The organism is Kitasatospora sp. NPDC050463, from assembly GCF_040655255.1.
In the GTDB taxonomy this organism is placed as follows: domain Bacteria; phylum Actinomycetota; class Actinomycetes; order Streptomycetales; family Streptomycetaceae; genus Kitasatospora.
On the sequence record NZ_JBFAJO010000013.1, the window covers coordinates 59,650 to 74,314 of the forward strand.

15 protein-coding genes and 1 tRNA gene are annotated in these 14,665 nt (G+C 72.5%); 9 read left to right on the forward strand and 7 right to left on the reverse strand.

Features of this window, described 5'->3' with window-relative positions; genetic code table 11:
• Positions 1-315: 315 nt before the first annotated feature.
• The gene (locus AB0J08_RS10940; protein WP_360630369.1) at positions 316-1,008 is read left to right on the forward strand and encodes an HAD family hydrolase; all 693 of its coding nucleotides are present in this window, start codon (positions 316-318) and stop codon (positions 1,006-1,008) included.
• A gap of 91 nt (positions 1,009-1,099) precedes the next feature.
• Here the strand turns inward: AB0J08_RS10940 and AB0J08_RS10945 are convergent.
• Positions 1,100-1,180 (reverse strand) — tRNA-Tyr (locus AB0J08_RS10945).
• A gap of 215 nt (positions 1,181-1,395) precedes the next feature.
• Here AB0J08_RS10945 and AB0J08_RS10950 point away from each other — a divergent pair.
• Positions 1,396-1,884, forward strand: a complete 489-nt coding sequence (locus AB0J08_RS10950) for a YajQ family cyclic di-GMP-binding protein (protein ID WP_360630372.1) — start codon at positions 1,396-1,398, stop codon at positions 1,882-1,884.
• Positions 1,885-1,954: 70 nt separating this feature from the next.
• Here AB0J08_RS10950 and AB0J08_RS10955 read toward each other — a convergent pair whose 3' ends face one another.
• Together AB0J08_RS10955 and AB0J08_RS10960 are read right to left on the reverse strand one after the other, a co-directional pair.
• The gene (locus AB0J08_RS10955) at positions 1,955-2,584 is read right to left on the reverse strand and encodes a hypothetical protein (RefSeq protein ID WP_360630375.1); all 630 of its coding nucleotides are present in this window, start codon (positions 2,582-2,584) and stop codon (positions 1,955-1,957) included.
• A 95-nt stretch (positions 2,585-2,679) separates the two neighbouring features.
• The gene (locus AB0J08_RS10960) at positions 2,680-3,180 is read right to left on the reverse strand and encodes a hypothetical protein (RefSeq protein WP_360630378.1); all 501 of its coding nucleotides are present in this window, start codon (positions 3,178-3,180) and stop codon (positions 2,680-2,682) included.
• 427 nt (positions 3,181-3,607) lie between these two features.
• Here AB0J08_RS10960 and AB0J08_RS10965 point away from each other — a divergent pair, with 427 nt between their 5' ends.
• The 6 genes from AB0J08_RS10965 (at position 3,608) to mug (ending at position 9,971) form a co-directional block, all read left to right on the forward strand.
• Entirely contained in the window at positions 3,608-5,035 is a 1,428-nt protein-coding gene (locus AB0J08_RS10965) for an APC family permease (RefSeq protein WP_360630616.1), read from the forward strand.
• Complete coding sequence (locus AB0J08_RS10970) at positions 5,032-5,469, forward strand: hypothetical protein (RefSeq protein WP_360630381.1); 438 nt, start codon at positions 5,032-5,034, stop codon at positions 5,467-5,469. Before AB0J08_RS10965 ends, AB0J08_RS10970 begins: the two co-directional genes overlap by 4 nt.
• Positions 5,470-5,589: 120 nt before the next feature.
• Positions 5,590-6,942, forward strand: coding sequence for a dipeptidase (locus tag AB0J08_RS10975; protein WP_360630384.1), 1,353 nt, complete (start codon positions 5,590-5,592; stop codon positions 6,940-6,942).
• A gap of 109 nt (positions 6,943-7,051) precedes the next feature.
• Positions 7,052-8,170 (forward strand): aminopeptidase P family protein, encoded by a 1,119-nt coding sequence (locus tag AB0J08_RS10980; protein WP_360630387.1) that lies wholly within the window; start codon positions 7,052-7,054, stop codon positions 8,168-8,170.
• Between the two features lie 105 nt (positions 8,171-8,275).
• Complete coding sequence (locus AB0J08_RS10985; RefSeq protein WP_360630390.1) at positions 8,276-9,280, forward strand: phosphatase PAP2 family protein; 1,005 nt, start codon at positions 8,276-8,278, stop codon at positions 9,278-9,280.
• 112 nt (positions 9,281-9,392) lie between these two features.
• Positions 9,393-9,971: a G/U mismatch-specific DNA glycosylase gene (mug, locus tag AB0J08_RS10990; protein WP_360630619.1), complete on the forward strand. Its 579-nt coding sequence runs from the start codon at positions 9,393-9,395 to the stop codon at positions 9,969-9,971.
• Between the two features lie 100 nt (positions 9,972-10,071).
• On the opposite strand, the gene AB0J08_RS10995 is transcribed toward mug, so the two are convergent.
• The 4 genes from AB0J08_RS10995 to ctaD form a co-directional block, all read right to left on the reverse strand.
• Complete coding sequence (locus AB0J08_RS10995) at positions 10,072-10,473, reverse strand: YccF domain-containing protein (RefSeq protein WP_360630393.1); 402 nt, start codon at positions 10,471-10,473, stop codon at positions 10,072-10,074.
• Positions 10,474-10,582: 109 nt separating this feature from the next.
• The gene (locus AB0J08_RS11000; protein WP_360630396.1) at positions 10,583-11,572 is read right to left on the reverse strand and encodes a M56 family metallopeptidase; all 990 of its coding nucleotides are present in this window, start codon (positions 11,570-11,572) and stop codon (positions 10,583-10,585) included.
• Between the two features lie 3 nt (positions 11,573-11,575).
• Entirely contained in the window at positions 11,576-12,001 is a 426-nt protein-coding gene (locus AB0J08_RS11005; RefSeq protein WP_329488209.1) for a BlaI/MecI/CopY family transcriptional regulator, read from the reverse strand.
• A gap of 97 nt (positions 12,002-12,098) precedes the next feature.
• Positions 12,099-13,757 (reverse strand): cytochrome c oxidase subunit I, encoded by a 1,659-nt coding sequence (ctaD, locus tag AB0J08_RS11010; RefSeq protein WP_360630622.1) that lies wholly within the window; start codon positions 13,755-13,757, stop codon positions 12,099-12,101.
• 340 nt (positions 13,758-14,097) lie between these two features.
• Here ctaD and AB0J08_RS11015 point away from each other — a divergent pair, with 340 nt between their 5' ends.
• Positions 14,098-14,568 carry a hypothetical protein gene (locus AB0J08_RS11015; protein WP_360630399.1) on the forward strand — a complete coding sequence of 157 codons (471 nt, stop codon included), beginning with the start codon at positions 14,098-14,100 and terminating at the stop codon, positions 14,566-14,568.
• Positions 14,569-14,665 lie beyond the last annotated feature (97 nt).

The following is a 14,665-nucleotide window of genomic DNA, read 5'->3' on the forward strand; positions in this document are numbered from 1 at the left end:
CCGGCTGCGCCACGTCCGACCCGGCCTCGCCCACGGTGGCCGCCGGGAACGGCGGACGGGCAGGGTGGACGGAGGGATCGGAGGGTGGGCCGGGGGGATGGACGGGGCGGGCGGGCCGGTGTCCCGGCGGGCGCCGGTTGGGAAGACGATCAGCTCGGACGGAGGACTCCCGGCGCACCTGGGCGCGTCCGGGACCACTCGACAGGGAGGCTGAGCGACCCGCCCCACCCCGTGCAGAACACTTTGCTGCCTGCATCAGGCAATTGCAAGTAATGCGCAATAATGCCGATCCATCAGCCGGGCTACGCTCCGAACATGAACCAGCACGCTCCGCTCACGAGCCGCCTCGCCGCCACCGGCCCCCTCCTCCTCATCGACCTCGATCACACCCTGGTCGAACGCGACGGCGGCCCGGACGCCTGGACGCCCGGCTTCTGCGCCACCCACGGCCTCCCCCTCGACGCCGCCCCCACCGTCTTCACCCTCGTCCGGGCCGACCGGTCCCCCGCCGGCTTCGCCCGGATCGCCGCCCGCTACGACCTCCCGCATTCCGGCGAGACCCTCTGGGAGGAACACGTCGCCGCCGAGGCCGCCCGCACCCACGCGATCCCCGGCGTCCCCGCCGCCCTCGCCGCCCTGCGCGAGGCCGGCTGGACGATCGGCGTCGTCACCAACGGCTGCACCGACATCCAGCGCGCCAAGCTCGCCCGGACCGGCCTGCTCCCCGCCGTCGACACCGTCTGCGTCTCCCAGGAGGCCGGCGCCCGCAAGCCCGCCCCCGAGATCTTCCGACTGGCCGCCGCCCGCCTCGGCCGCACCCTCACCCCCGACACCTGGATGGTCGGCAACAACCCCGCCACCGATCTCCTGGGCGCCCACGCCACCGGCATCCGCTCCATCTGGATCACCCCCACCCCGCCCCCGCCGCTCCCCCCGTCCCACCCCACCCCCACCCACACCGCCCCCGACACCCCCGCCGCCACGGTTCTCCTCCTCGCGGGCCCGTGAGCCGGGCCGCCCCCGGGCGGCCCGGCTGCGGACACGACAAAACCGGCCCTGATCGGCGTTTCCGCTGATCAGGGCCGGTCTGGTAATCCAGTGGCTGGTGCAGGGTTCGAACCTGCGTAGCTTGCGCGGCAGATTTACAGTCTGCTCCCTTTGGCCGCTCGGGCAACCAGCCAGGATTGGTGTCTCGCGGGGCTTGCCCCGTTCGACTCCGTAAACAATACCCGATGCCGGGGGGTGGTTCGCCACCCGATTGGTCACGTGATGATCAAGGGATGTGGCGTGACTGTCGGGGGCGGGGGCGGGGCGGTGCTGGATAGGCTGGGGCAGCGGGCGTCCGGTGGGACGGTCCGTGTCAGTGAAGCCAGAGCATCAAGGAGACCAACACCCATGGCCGACTCCAGTTTCGACATCGTCTCGAAGGTCGAGTGGCAGGAGGTCGACAACGCGATCAACCAGACCTCGCGTGAGATCGCCACCCGCTTCGACTTCAAGAACGTCGGCGCCGAGATCAGCCGCTCCGGCGAAACGATCGAGATGAAGGCCAGCGGCGAGGAGCGGGTGAAGGCCATTCTGGACGTGCTGCAGAGCAAGTTCATCAAGCGTGGCTTGTCGCTGAAGGCGCTGGACGCCAAGGACCCGCAGCTGTCCGGCAAGGAGTACAAGATCTTCGCGGACGTGAAGGAGGGCATCTCCCAGGACGATGCCAAGAAGGTCGCGAAGATCATCCGCGACGAGGGCCCGAAGGGCGTGAAGGCCCAGGTCCAGGGCGACGAGCTCCGCGTGAGCTCGAAGAGCCGTGACGACCTGCAGACCGTCCAGGCGCTGCTCAAGGACAAGGACCTCGACTTCGCGATCCAGTACGTCAACTACCGCTGACCCTGCGGGGCGTACGCGGCGAGGCCCCCGGTCCCGGGTTCGGGACCGAGGGCCTCTGCCGTCGACCGGGTCAGCCGGCGGCGGGGTGCGGGTGGAGGGCTGCCAGGCGGGCCGCGGCGTCGGCCAGGGACTGGCCCTGCGCCTTGAGCGCGGCGAGCTGATCCGACCGCGCCGGTGTGGAGGCGCCGGGGACGCCCGGCGGGTCCGGGACGGTCACCGGCGGCGTCGGCAGGTGGCCGAGCAGACCCTGCAGCAGGGCCTGCAGCGAGGCGACCAGTTGCTGGACGGCGCCGAGATCGGGGAGGGACGACGTCAGCGACGAGACCAGCCCGGTGACCGTGCCGACGAGGTCGCCGACCGTCCCGAGGACCAGTCCCGGGTCGGGGGCGGCGGACAGGTCCGGGGCGGCCGGCAGGGCCGGGAGGCCGGACACCGGCGCACCGGCCGGGGGAACCGTCACGGGCAGCGGCGCGTCGGCCGGGCGCGCGGGGACGGCCGGGACGGCGACGGCCACCGGGCGCGCGGGGACGGCCGGGACGGCGACGGCCACCGGGAGGGCCGGCAGGGCCGGGACGGTGACGGCGAAGGGGGACGTTCGGGGGGCCGCGGCTTCGTTGCCGGCGGCGGTGGCGGATGCCGTGGCGACCGGGGTCAGCACGATGGCTGCGGTCAGCGCGGCGGCTATCCAGGGGGGACGCATGGGTGATGCTTCCTCTCGATGTGAATCAGGCAAATGCCTGATTCACACGCTGGGGCACGCCAGTTGACCCAGCCACCGCACCTGCGCCGAACGGTTCACGCCCCGTCGGGGGCAGCCCAGCGCTCGGTGCTGCGATGGGCCGGCAGGCCGACCGCCTCGAACTCGTCGTGGTGGCGGGCGTCCACGACGCGGGCGCCGATTCGCCGCAGGGCGCGGGAGATCGGGCTGCCCTCGGGCGGGCTGGGCTCGAACTCGCCGCTGACGAGCGGGCCCAGGTCGAGCCGGCCGTCGGCCCAGACGGCGGCGCGCTGGGTGCCGCTGCCACCGAAGTAGTCGGCCTCGACGCAGGCGATCGGGCCGGCCTTGGACCAGGCGGCGAGCCGGCGTTCGAGGCCGTCCGGGAACCAGTCGAAGCCGGACTCGCCACCGAACCCCGGTTCACCGCGGCCGAACTGGAGCGCGGACAGGAAGGCGGGGGTGGCCGGTATCAGGGCCAACCCCTGGGCCAGCGGACTGACATGGGCGGCCGGGACTTCGGCGGCGGCCACCGCGAGCAGCTCCGCCGAACCGATCAGCGCCTGAAGTTCGTACGACATTCAGTCATCCTGAACCACGGCACTGACACTCCGCCCGGCATTTACCATTCCGTACCCGGACGGGTACCGGCCGGACGGCGTCGCTCCGGGTTCGGGCGCCCCTGGACGGACCTCCGAGCGCCCCGGCCACCGCGCGCGCCGAACCTCCACCACGCACACCTGTCAGTCGATCACCCGTGCGGGTGCACGCCGCATGCGACGCCCCCGGCAACCGGGTGAACTGGCCGGGTACGGCCCGCCTGCCGGGGCTCTCCCGGAGCGAACGCACCGGGGCCGCGTCCGAGGAGGACTCATGAGTTCCATGGAGGCACCGTCGCCCGGCCGGGGCAGCCCGGGCCCGAGCACCACCGGTCAGAGCGCCCCCGGTCCGAGCGCCACCGGCCGGAGCGGCGGCGCGGTGGCCGCCCGGCTGGCCAGTGCACCGCGGATGTCCTGGGTGACCCTGGCACTGATGACGACCAGCTCGGTGGCCAGCCTCCGGGCCGCCCCGACCATGGCGGTCTACGGCCTGGCCTGCGTCTTCCTCTATCTCGTCCCCGCGATCGTCTTCCTGCTCCCGACCGCGCTGGTCTCCGCCGAGCTGGCCTCCGGCTGGGAGGGCGGCGTCTACCGCTGGGTGTCGGAGGGCCTGTCGAAGCCGCTCGGCTTCCTCGCCGTCTGGTGCCAGTTCGCGATGACGATCTTCTACTACCCGTCCCTGCTCGCCTACGTGGCCTCGACCATCGCGTACGTGGTCAACCCCGCACTGGCCAGCAACGGCCCGTACACCGCCGTAGTGATCATGGTGCTGTACTGGACCGGCGTCTGGGTCTCCTCGCGCGGGACGAAGGCCGTGGCCGGCCTCTCCTCCTGGGGCCTGGTCATCGGCACCCTGATCCCGGGCACGCTGCTGGTGGTGCTCGGCATGGTCTTCCTCGGCCAGGGCAACACCTCGGCCGCACCGATGAACGCCGCGCACCTCTTCCCGGAGTGGACCGGCCTGGCCAGCCTGGTGCTGATCGTCAACAACTTCCTCAGCTACTCCGGCATGGAGATGAACGCGGTGCACGTCTCCTCGCTCCGCAATCCGGCCCGCGAGTTCCCGCGGTCGATGTTCACGGCCTCCGGGATGGTCCTGCTGATCTTCATCCTGCCCGCGCTGGCGATCAGTTGGGTGGTGCCGTCCAGCGAGCTGAGCCTGACGGCCGGCGTGATGCAGGCCTTCGACGCCTTCTTCCAGTACTTCCACATCGGGTGGCTCACCCCGGTGATCGCGGTGGCGCTGGTCGCCGCCGCCCTCGGCGGCATGCTGACCTGGCTGGCCGGGCCCTCCAAGGGCCTGCTGATGATCTCCCGCCAAGAGGGCTACCTGCCGCCGTTCCTGCAGCGGCTGAACAAGGAGGGAATCCAGCAGAACCTGCTGGTCACCCAGGGTGTGGTCACCACGGTCATCGCCCTCGCGTACGCGCTGATCCCGAACGTCTCCAGCGCCTACTGGATCTTCTCGGTGATCACCACGCAGGTCTACCTGATCGTCTACCTGCTGATGTTCGCCGCCGCGATCCGGCTGCGCCGCACCCAGCCGGACCACCCGCGCGGCTACCGCGCCCCGGCGCTGGTCCTGGTCTGCGTGACCGGCCTGCTGTCCTCGGCGGCCGCGATGGCGATCGGGTTCGTACCGTCCTCGCAGTTCGGCAGCGGCAGCGTCTGGTCGTACGTCGCGATCGTCGGCGGCGGCCTGGTCCTGCTCGGGCTGGTGATCCCCTACCTGTTCCTGCGACTGCGCAAGCCCTCCTGGCGCTCCCCCGACGCCCGGGCCGAACTGGCCGCGCAGGAGGCCGAGGAGCAGCGCCGCGCCACCGGAGGTGCGCGATGACCGGCACGATGATGGCCTCCCGCCATCGCTGGATCTACCTGGGTGCGATCGTCCTGCTGGTCGGGATGCTGATCACCGGCCTGCTGACGTACTCCCAGCTGCACACCACCAACAAGGCCAACGACAAGGCCGAACAGCTCTCCCAGGCCCTGGGGGCGGCCGGTTACCCGGTGCCCGGCCAGAGCCAGATCGTGCACACCCTGGGCGAGGACGGCGGCGCCGTCTGCGAGGACCCGGCGAACGCGCTGACCCAGGCGCAGTGGAAGTACGGCATGTCCAACGGCGCGGGCGGCCCCGGGCAGCGGCCGGTGCTCTCCGACCGCGAGGTGGTGCTCGCGGAGACGATCGTGCTCTCGGTGTACTGCCCGGACAAGCTGGCGGAGATCAAGGAGAAGATCGACGACCTCAAGCTCCACGACACCGTCCGGAACTGACTCCCCGTCCGACCCTCAGACCTCAGTCTCAGCCCTCGGGCCCCGGCCCCGCCCCGCCCTCACCCCAGGGCCCCGCCCGTCGACCCCAGCCGAACGACCGATCGCCCAGGAGTCGTACCCATGACCGACGAACTCGCCCGCCGGATCGCCGCCCTGATGCCCCGGGCCAAGGCCGACCTGGCCGAGCTGGTCGCCATCCCGTCCGTCGCCGACCCCCGCCAGTACCCGCCGGAGAGGTGCCGCGAGGCCGCCGAGTGGGTCGCCGCCGCCTTCACCCAGGCCGGCCTGCGCGACGTCCACCTGGAGGAGACGCCGGACGGCAGCCACGCCGTGATCGGCCACCGCCCGCCCCCGCCCGGCGCGCCGACCGTCCTGCTCTACTGCCACTACGACGTCCAGCCCCCGCTCGACGACGCCGCCTGGACCTCCCCGCCGTTCGAGCTCACCGAGCGCGACGGCCGTTGGTACGGACGCGGCGCCGCCGACTGCAAGGGCAACATCGTCATGCACCTCACCGCGCTGCGCGCGCTCGGCGACGACGTCCCGGTCGGCATCAAGTTCGTCGCCGAGGGCTCGGAGGAGCAGGGCACCGGCGGCCTGGAGGCGTACGTGCCCCCGCACGCGGGCGAGTTGCACGCCAACGCGCTGCTGATCTGCGACACCGGGAACGCCGCCGTCGGCGTGCCCACCGCCACCATCTCCCTGCGCGGGGTCACCAACGTGGTGGTCACCGTCTCGACCCTCGCCGGCGACCTGCACTCCGGCATGTTCGGCGGCCCCGCCCCGGACGCCCTGGCCGCGCTGATCCGCGCCCTCGACTCGCTGCGCGACACGCACGGGGGCACCCGGATCGAGGGGCTGGACTGCACCGGCAGCTGGAGCGGCGTCGGCTACGACGAGCAGCAGTTCCGCGCCGACGCCGGGGTGCGGGAGGGCGTCGGACTGACCGGGTCGGGCACCGTCGCCGACCGGCTGTGGGCCCGGCCCGCCGTCACCGTGCTCGGCATCGACTGCCCTCCGGTGGTCGGCTCGGCCGCCGCCATCCCGGCCACCGCCCGCGCCCGGGTCAGCCTGCGGGTGCCGCCCGGCACCGACGCGCGGGCCGCCCAGGACGCGCTCACCGCACACCTGAAGGCCGCCGTGCCGTGGGGCGCGCAGGTCAGCGTCGAGCCGGAGAGCGCCGGCTCGCCGTTCCGGGCCTCCACCGGCGGGCCGGCGTACGCGGCACTCGACAGGGCCATGCAGGAGGTCTACGGCAAGCCGATCTCCTTCCTCGGCCAGGGCGGCTCGATCCCGCTCTGCAACGTGTTCGCCCGCACCTTCCGGGACGCGGAGATCATCCTGATGGGCGTCGAGGAACCACGCTGCCTGATCCACGCGCCCGACGAGAGCGTCGATCCCGGCGAGATCGAGCACATGGCCAACGTCGAGGCGTTGTTCCTCCGGCACTACGCCGACTCCGCCCGGACGTGATGGAGTTCGGTGCACGCGACAGCAGCCCGCGCCCGGCGGCCGGCCCCACCCGGACGGCCGCCGGTCCGGGACCGATTCCGGTACGGGACAGACGCAGAGAGGAACCCTCATGCCACGACCGTTCACCACCGAGGACTACACCGCCCGGATGGCCCGGGCCACCGCCGACGCGGCCGCCGCCGGGCTCAGCGGCCTGGTCGTCGCCCCCGGCCCCGACCTGGTCTACCTCTGTGGCTACCAGCCGACCGCGATCACCGAGCGGCTGACCGCGCTGCTCCTCACCGACGGCAACGAACCCGCCCTGATCGTCCCCAAGTTGGAGCGCCCCGACGCCGAACGGGCCACCGGTGCCCCCGGCCTGCGACTGCTCGACTGGAGCAACGGTGAGAGCCCGTACGCCACCGCCGCCCCGCTGCTCGACCCGGCCGGCCGCTACGGCGTCTCGGACAACGCCTGGGCCATGCACCTGCTCGGTCTCCAGAGTGCCCTGCCGGGCACCGCCTGGACCTCGCTCACCGAGGCGCTGCCGATGCTCCGCGCGGTCAAGGACACCGACGAGCTGGAGCGCCTGGCCGCGGCCGGGGGCGCCGCGGACGCCGCCTACCGGGGCATCCTGGAGGTGCGGTTCGCCGGTCGGCGGGAGACCGACGTGGCCGCCGACCTCAGCGCCCTGCTCATCCAGTACGGGCACAGCCAGGTCGACTTCACCGTGGTCGGCTCCGGCCCCAACGGCGCCAACCCGCACCACGAGGCGGGCGACCGGGTCATCCGGGCCGGTGACACCGTCGTCCTGGACTTCGGCGGCCTCAAGGACGGCTACGGCTCCGACACCACCCGGACCGTGCACGTGGGCACCGACGTCCCGGCCGAGGTGCGGACGGTGCACGACGTCGTCCGGCAGGCGCAGCAGACCGCGTTCGAGGCCGTCCGGCCCGGGGTGACCTGCCAGGAGATCGACCGGATCGCCCGCCGGGTGATCACCGAGGCCGGGTACGGCGAGTACTTCATCCACCGCACCGGCCACGGCATCGGCATCACCACGCACGAGCCGCCGTACCTGGTCGAGGGCGAGGAGCAGCCGCTCGTCCCCGGGATGTGCTTCTCGATCGAGCCCGGTGTCTACCTGCCCGGCCGGTTCGGGGTGCGGATCGAGGACATCGTGACGGTGACCGAGCAGGGCGGGCGGCGGTTCAACAACACGCCCCACGAGTTGGGCAGCGTCTCCTAACCGGGCGGCCGGGCTGCGCTGTCCGGTGTCTTTCTGAGTCTTTGCTGGACGACAAGCCGTTCGCGTGAAGAGTTCTCCAAGAATGCCTTGCTAGCTTCGGCTGGCATGACCAAACTGCTCCGCCCGGCGCCGCTCCCACCCGCGAGCGCCGGGCGGCTGCGTCCGGTGACCCGGCCGCTGCCCGGTGCGCGCGCCAGCGCACTGGCCCGGTTCCGGCTGCTGGCGTGGCCGCTCTACCTCGTCGCCCTGCTCTGGTACGTGCGCACGTACGGCCTGCCGTACTCCAACGACGTGGTCTTCTGCTGGCTGATCGGCGCCCTGCTGGCCGCCGCCGTGCACAGCGGCCACGGGCCGCGCGGCTTCCTGCTGGTGCTGCGCGACTGGGTGCCGGTGATGGCCGTCGTCTGGGCGTACTCGCTGCTGCGCGGGTACGGCGCCCACACACCGTGGGCCCCGCACTGGCGGCCGCAGCTGCGCGCGGACGAACTGCTCGGCTTCGGTGAGACCCTGACGGTCCGACTGCAGTACGGGCTCTACACCCCCGGTTCGCCGCACTGGTACGACTACGCGGCGGTCACCGTCTACATGTCGCACTTCTTCATGATCTTCGTGGTGCTGGCCGTGCTCTGGCGGCGCCGCCACGACCGGTTCCGGCACCTGCTCACCTGCTACCTCGCGCTGACCTTCGCCGGCTTCGCGACGTACATCCTCTTTCCGGCCGACCCGCCGTGGCTCACCGCGCAGGAGGGCCACATGCCGGCGCTCACCCGGGTGGTGTCGGACGTGCTGACCCAGAGCGGGCTGCCGCGGGCCGGCTCGGTCTTCGAGAACGGCAGCCGGTTCGCCAACGACGTCGCCGCGATGCCCTCGCTGCACTCCGCCTACCCGGCGATGCTGCTGTTCTTCTTCTGGCCGACGGCCTCGCGGTGGCTCCGGGTGCTGCTGGTCGCGTACCCGCTCGCGATGGCGTTCACCCTGGTCTACGGGGCGGAGCACTTCATCGTCGACGTCTTCGCTGGCTGGGCGTACGCCGCGGCGGTCGTCCACGGCGTGCGGTGGCTGCGCGAGCGCCGCCGGACCAGGCTGCTGGCGGCCACCTCGCCCGGGTAGCCGGACCGCTCCGGCCGCCCCGGACCGAAGGTGGCGACGGAGGACGGCCCGCCACCCCCGGCAGCGGGTCGGCGGCCGCCACCGGCAGACTGGGCGGGTGACCGAGAAGCCCATGAAACCCACCCCGGACCAGCTGCTCGCCGCCCGCGACAGCACCATCGAGGACGTCCTCGCCCCCGGGCTGCGGGTGCTGTTCTGCGGCATCAACCCCGGCCTCTGGTCCGGCGCCACCGGCCATCACTTCGCCCGGCCGGGCAACCGGTTCTGGCCCGCCCTGTACCGCTCCGGCTTCACCCCGCGCCTGTTCCGCCCGGACGAGCAGCGCGAACTGCTCGACCTCGGCCTCGGCATCACCAACGTCGCCCCGCGCGCCACCGCCAAGGCGGACGAACTCACCGCCGACGAACTGCGCGAGGGCGGCGCCGCACTCGCCGACCGCGTCCGGTCGCTGCGCCCGCGGGCCCTGGCCGTGCTCGGCATCGGCGCCTACCGGACGGCCTTCGGGCGGCGGACGGCGGCGGTGGGCCGCCAGCCCGAGGACCTCGGGGAGACCGAGGTCTGGGTGCTGCCCAACCCGAGCGGGCTCAACGCCCACTACACCCTGGACGGGCTGGCGCAGGAGTTCCGGCTGCTGCGGGAGGCTCTGGAGCAGCCGCACCGGCCCGGCGGCCCACCGCCCTCCCTCCGGTGATCACGGCTCGCCCGGCTGCTCGGCGCCGGCCGGATCACCGGCAGCGCGCCGGCTCCGCCGCCGAGGCCGAGCCGGGCCGGGAGGCCGGCCCCGTGGCGGTTCAGCGCCCGCCGAACCGCTCGTCCGTCGACACGACCTCGCGCCCCAGCGGCATCAGCGAGATCGGGATCATCTTCAGGTTGGCCCAGCCGAACGGGATCCCGATGATCGAGATGAACAGCGGGATGCTGGTCGCGATGTGAGCCAGCGCCAGCCACCACCCCGCGAACACCAGCCAGATCACGTTGCCGACGCAGGACGGCGCCCCGGCGTCCGGCTTCTCCACCGTCGTGCGCCCGAACGGCCAGATCACGAAGCCGGCGATCCGAAAGGCCGCGATGCCGAAAGGGATCGTGACGATGAGGACGCAACAGATGATGCCGGCGATGAGATAGCCGAGCGCCATCCAGATGCCGCAGAAGATCAACCAGATGGCGTTCAGGACGAATTCGATCACCTTCATGGTGGGCACCCTCTCACGACGGACGGTCGACCCCTATGACGTGCCATGCCCGCCGGCGGGCGTGTCTACGCCCGCCGGCCGCTCCGGCGGGTGCGCGGGCGGGTGCGCTCTACAGCGGGGTGACGGCCTTCAGGACCAGCAGCAGCGCCACCGCCGCGTTGAGCGCGCAGAGCGCCGACGCCGCCGTCCCGATCGCCGCCACCATGGCCGCGAGGCCCGCCCGGGTGTGCGCCGGCGGCCAGTTCCGCGAGGACGGCACCGGGCCGAGCAGCGCGGCCACCCGCCGCGGCACCGGGCCGGGCACGGCCCCCGGCGCGGCGAAGGCGGCGAACCCGGGAGCGGGCGCCCGGTGCGAGACCAGTGCCGCCCGGGCCACCGCCCGGGCCGTGATCCGCCGGTCGCCGACCGCCTGGGCCGACTCCTCGTCCGCCCACCGCTCCGCGCTGTACGCCACCGCCTGCTGCAGGGGCCGCAGGAACGGGTTGACGCAGCCCGCGAGTTGGGTGATCAGCAGATAGCGGTGGTGCCGGTGCTCCAGGTGCGCCCGCTCGTGCGCGAGCAGCGCCTCGCGCTCGTCGGCCGCCAGCCCGGCCAGCATCCCGGTGGAGACCACCACCCGCCCCGGCGAGCCGGGCAGCGCGTACGCGTACGGCCGGTCGTCCGGCAGCACCGCGAGATCGTCCGCGAAGGCGCCCCCGGTCGCCGCGGCGAACCCGTACCCGGCCGCGACGCCGGGGTCGCGGCCGAGCGCCCGGCGCGCCCGGGCCCGGATCCGCAGGTGCCGCAGCACCGTGCGCAGACAGGCCCCGGCCACCACCACCAGCACGCAGATCGCCGCCGTCCCGACCGTCTCGTGGTACGGCAGCGCCGCCCGCACCTCCGGGTCGGACCAGCTGTCCGGCAGCGGGTTGCCCGGGAGCTGGGCGGTGCCCACCACCCCGGTCAGGCCGAGGCAGACGGCGCTGCACAGCGCCATCACCGCACTGATCGCGGTCAGCAGCCGGGAGGCCCCGCGCGGATGCAGGTGCTGCTCGGTGAGCCGGGCGATCGGAACCGCCGTCAGCGGCAGGATGAGCGGGAGGAAGACGAAGACGCCCACGGTTCAGCTCTCGTGGTCGGCCACTGCCGGATCGGCACCGGCGCTGTCCAGCAGCGTCCGCAGCAACTCCTCGTCGTGCGGGAGCAGCGCGGTGACGAAGCTGGCCAGTACGGCGTCCCGGTCCGGCTCGCCGTCGAGCATCCGGCGCATCCGCAGCGCGGCCAGCCCGGCCGCGTCGGAGGACGCCTGCCAGAGGTAGGAACGGCCCGAACGGGTTCGTGAGACGGCCTTCTTGGCGTGCAGCCGGGACAGGATGGTCATCACGGTGGTGTACGCCAGGCCGCCGTCCAGCCGCTCCTGCACCCAGACCGCGGTGGCCGGTCCGGGCGCCCGCTGGAGCACCGCCAGGACCTGGGCCTCCAGCTCGCCCTGGCCGCGCCGCCGGGCCCGTGGATCCCCGGCCGCGGGGGCGTGCCTCTCCTCTGCCATGACGGCCACTCCCTCCGGATGCCGCGCCCCGCAGCCGGCGGGGCGCGTTCCCATCCTAACGAGCGGCCGCCCACGGCCCGGCCGGCCGCCGGCCCGCTCAGCCCAGCGGCTCGCGGGCGTTCTGCCGCCGGTCCAGCTCGGCGATCTCGGGGTGGTGCAGGTCGAACGCCGGGGACTCCGAGCGGATCCGGGGCAGGGTGACGAAGTTGTGCCGCGGCGGCGGGCAGGAGGTGGCCCACTCCAGCGACCGCCCGTAGCCCCACGGGTCGTCCTCGCCGACCTTGCGGCCGTACCGCGCGGTGTGCCAGACGTTGTAGAGGAACGGCAGGGTGGAGATGCCGAGCAGGAAGGAGCCGATGCTGGAGACGGTGTTCAGCGTGGTGAAGCCGTCCGAGGCCAGGTAGTCGGCGTAGCGGCGCGGCATGCCCTCGGCGCCGAGCCAGTGCTGCACCAGGAAGGTGGCGTGGAACCCGACGAAGAGCGTCCAGAAGTGGATCCGGCCGAGCCGCTCGTCCAGCATCCGCCCGGTGAACTTGGGCCACCAGAAGTGGAAGCCGGCGAACATCGCGAAGACGACCGTGCCGAAGACCACGTAGTGGAAGTGGGCGACCACGAAGTACGAGTCGGAGACGTGGAAGTCGATCGGCGGCGCCGCCAGCAGCACGCCCGTCAGCCCGCCGAAGAGGAAGGTCACCAGGAAGCCGACCGTCCACAGCATCGGCGTCTCGAAGCTCAGCGAGCCCTGCCACATGGTGCCGATCCAGTTGAAGAACTTCACCCCGGTCGGCACCGCGATCAGCATCGTCATGATCGAGAAGAGCGGCAGCAGCACCTGGCCGGTGACGAACATGTGGTGCGCCCAGACCGTGATCGACAGGCCGGTGATGGCGACGGTGGCGGCGATCAGGCCGGAGTATCCGAAGACCGGCTTCCGGCTGAAGACCGGGATGATCTCGGTGACGATGCCGAAGAACGGCAACGCGATGATGTACACCTCCGGGTGGCCGAAGAACCAGAAGAGGTGCTGCCAGAGCATCGCGCCGCCGTTGGCCGCGTCGAAGACGTGCGAGCCGAACTTGCGGTCCGACTCCAGGCAGAGCAGCGCCGCCGCCAGCACCGGGAAGGCGAAGAGCACCAGGACGGCGGTGAGCAGGATGTTCCAGACGAAGATCGGCATCCGGAACATCGTCATCCCGGGGGCGCGGAAGCAGACGATCGTGGTGATGAAGTTGACCGAGCCCATGATGGTCCCGAAGCCGGAAAGGGCCAGGCCCATGATCCACAGGTCCGCGCCGAGTCCCGGGCTGTGCTCGGCGCTGTTCAGCGGCGCGTAGGCGAACCAGCCGAAGTCGGCCGCGCCGTCGGGGGTGACGAAGCCGTAGAGCGCGATCAGCGAGCCGAACAGGTAGAGCCAGTAGGCGAGCGCGTTCAGCCGGGGGAAGGCCACGTCGGGCGCGCCGATCTGCAACGGCATGATCCAGTTGGCGAAGCCGGCGAACAGCGGGGTCGCGAACATCAGCAGCATGATCGTGCCGTGCATGGTGAAGAGCTGGTTGAACTCCTCGTTGGAGAGCAGTTGCAGCCCCGGCCGGGCCAGCTCGATCCGCATCAGCATCGCCATCAGCCCGCCGACCAGGAAGAACAGGAACGCGGTGGTGATGTAGAGGGTCCCGATCCGCTTGTGGTCGGTGGTGGTCAGCCAGCCCACCAGGGCCCGGCCGCGCCGCCTGCGCGCGGCCGCCCGTCGGCGGTCCAGCCGCGGCGTGCGCGACGGATGCGGGGCCTGCTCCACGACGTCCTTCGGCAGAAGAGTCACGCAGGCGCCTTCCGTGCTCGGGGGCGGGCCGCGGACGGGACCGCCGGGGCGGCCGGCCCGGGCCCGGACAGCAGTCGGACAACCACTACCAGCAGCCGTCCGGGCCCGTCGGGGGGCGCGCGGGGCGCGTCACCCGAACAGGCGCGGTCCGGTTGCCCGGCGCCCGGCCCGGGCGGACGGTCGAAGTCCGCACCACCCCTTTCCGTACGCCTGTTCGGCCGTCGGCCCGGTTCCGCCCGGATTCCGCCGACGGCCCCGGCCTACGGCCCAGGAGGAGTCCATGAGCACCTCGTCGCCCACTCCCGACCAGCCCCCGCCCTGGCGTTCCGGCACCGGGGCGCCGCCACCACCGAGATCGGTCAACCGGTTCAGCGACTGGGCCCCCGGCCTGGTGATGTTCGCGGGTGTGCTGATGCTCCTCAACGGCTTCATGGAGGTCGTGCGGGGCATCATGGCGGTCGCCGACGACGACATCTTCGTCACGACCCCGCGCTACGTCTTCCGCTTCGACCTCACCGGGTGGGGGTGGATCCACATCATCGTCGGCGCGCTGGTCGCGGTGGTCGGTGCCTTCGTCCTCATGGGCGCCGCCTGGGCCCGGTACACCGGTGTCTTCCTGACCGCGGTGAGCGCCCTCGAGAACTTCCTGGACCTGCCGTACTTCCCGCTCTGGTCGATCGTGGTGATCGCCCTGGATGTCTTCATCATCTGGGCGCTCTGCGTCTACCGCCCGGACGACGCGGTGTCCTGACCAGCCACCGTGGCGACCGCCGCGCCCGTACCGACCCCGTGCCGGTACGGGCGCGGCGGCGCTCCCGGCCCGGGCACGGCGGCTCAGGCGAGGCGGT

What these genes read in the sequence shown, in the direction of transcription:
- AB0J08_RS10975 (WP_360630384.1), top strand. Translation starts at nt 5,590, where the DNA reads ATGACCGACGAACTCGCCCGCCGGATCGCCGCCCTGATGCCCCGGGCC.
- AB0J08_RS10960 (WP_360630378.1), bottom strand. Translation starts at nt 3,180, where the DNA reads ATGTCGTACGAACTTCAGGCGCTGATCGGTTCGGCGGAGCTGCTCGCG.
- mug (WP_360630619.1), top strand. Translation starts at nt 9,393, where the DNA reads ATGAAACCCACCCCGGACCAGCTGCTCGCCGCCCGCGACAGCACCATC.
- AB0J08_RS10940 (WP_360630369.1), top strand. Translation starts at nt 316, where the DNA reads ATGAACCAGCACGCTCCGCTCACGAGCCGCCTCGCCGCCACCGGCCCC.
- AB0J08_RS10985 (WP_360630390.1), top strand. Translation starts at nt 8,276, where the DNA reads ATGACCAAACTGCTCCGCCCGGCGCCGCTCCCACCCGCGAGCGCCGGG.
- AB0J08_RS10955 (WP_360630375.1), bottom strand. Translation starts at nt 2,584, where the DNA reads ATGCGTCCCCCCTGGATAGCCGCCGCGCTGACCGCAGCCATCGTGCTG.
- AB0J08_RS10995 (WP_360630393.1), bottom strand. Translation starts at nt 10,473, where the DNA reads ATGAAGGTGATCGAATTCGTCCTGAACGCCATCTGGTTGATCTTCTGC.
- AB0J08_RS10950 (WP_360630372.1), top strand. Translation starts at nt 1,396, where the DNA reads ATGGCCGACTCCAGTTTCGACATCGTCTCGAAGGTCGAGTGGCAGGAG.
- AB0J08_RS11005 (WP_329488209.1), bottom strand. Translation starts at nt 12,001, where the DNA reads ATGGCAGAGGAGAGGCACGCCCCCGCGGCCGGGGATCCACGGGCCCGG.
- AB0J08_RS10965 (WP_360630616.1), top strand. Translation starts at nt 3,608, where the DNA reads ATGTCCTGGGTGACCCTGGCACTGATGACGACCAGCTCGGTGGCCAGC.
- AB0J08_RS10970 (WP_360630381.1), top strand. Translation starts at nt 5,032, where the DNA reads ATGACCGGCACGATGATGGCCTCCCGCCATCGCTGGATCTACCTGGGT.
- AB0J08_RS10980 (WP_360630387.1), top strand. Translation starts at nt 7,052, where the DNA reads ATGCCACGACCGTTCACCACCGAGGACTACACCGCCCGGATGGCCCGG.
- AB0J08_RS11015 (WP_360630399.1), top strand. Translation starts at nt 14,098, where the DNA reads ATGAGCACCTCGTCGCCCACTCCCGACCAGCCCCCGCCCTGGCGTTCC.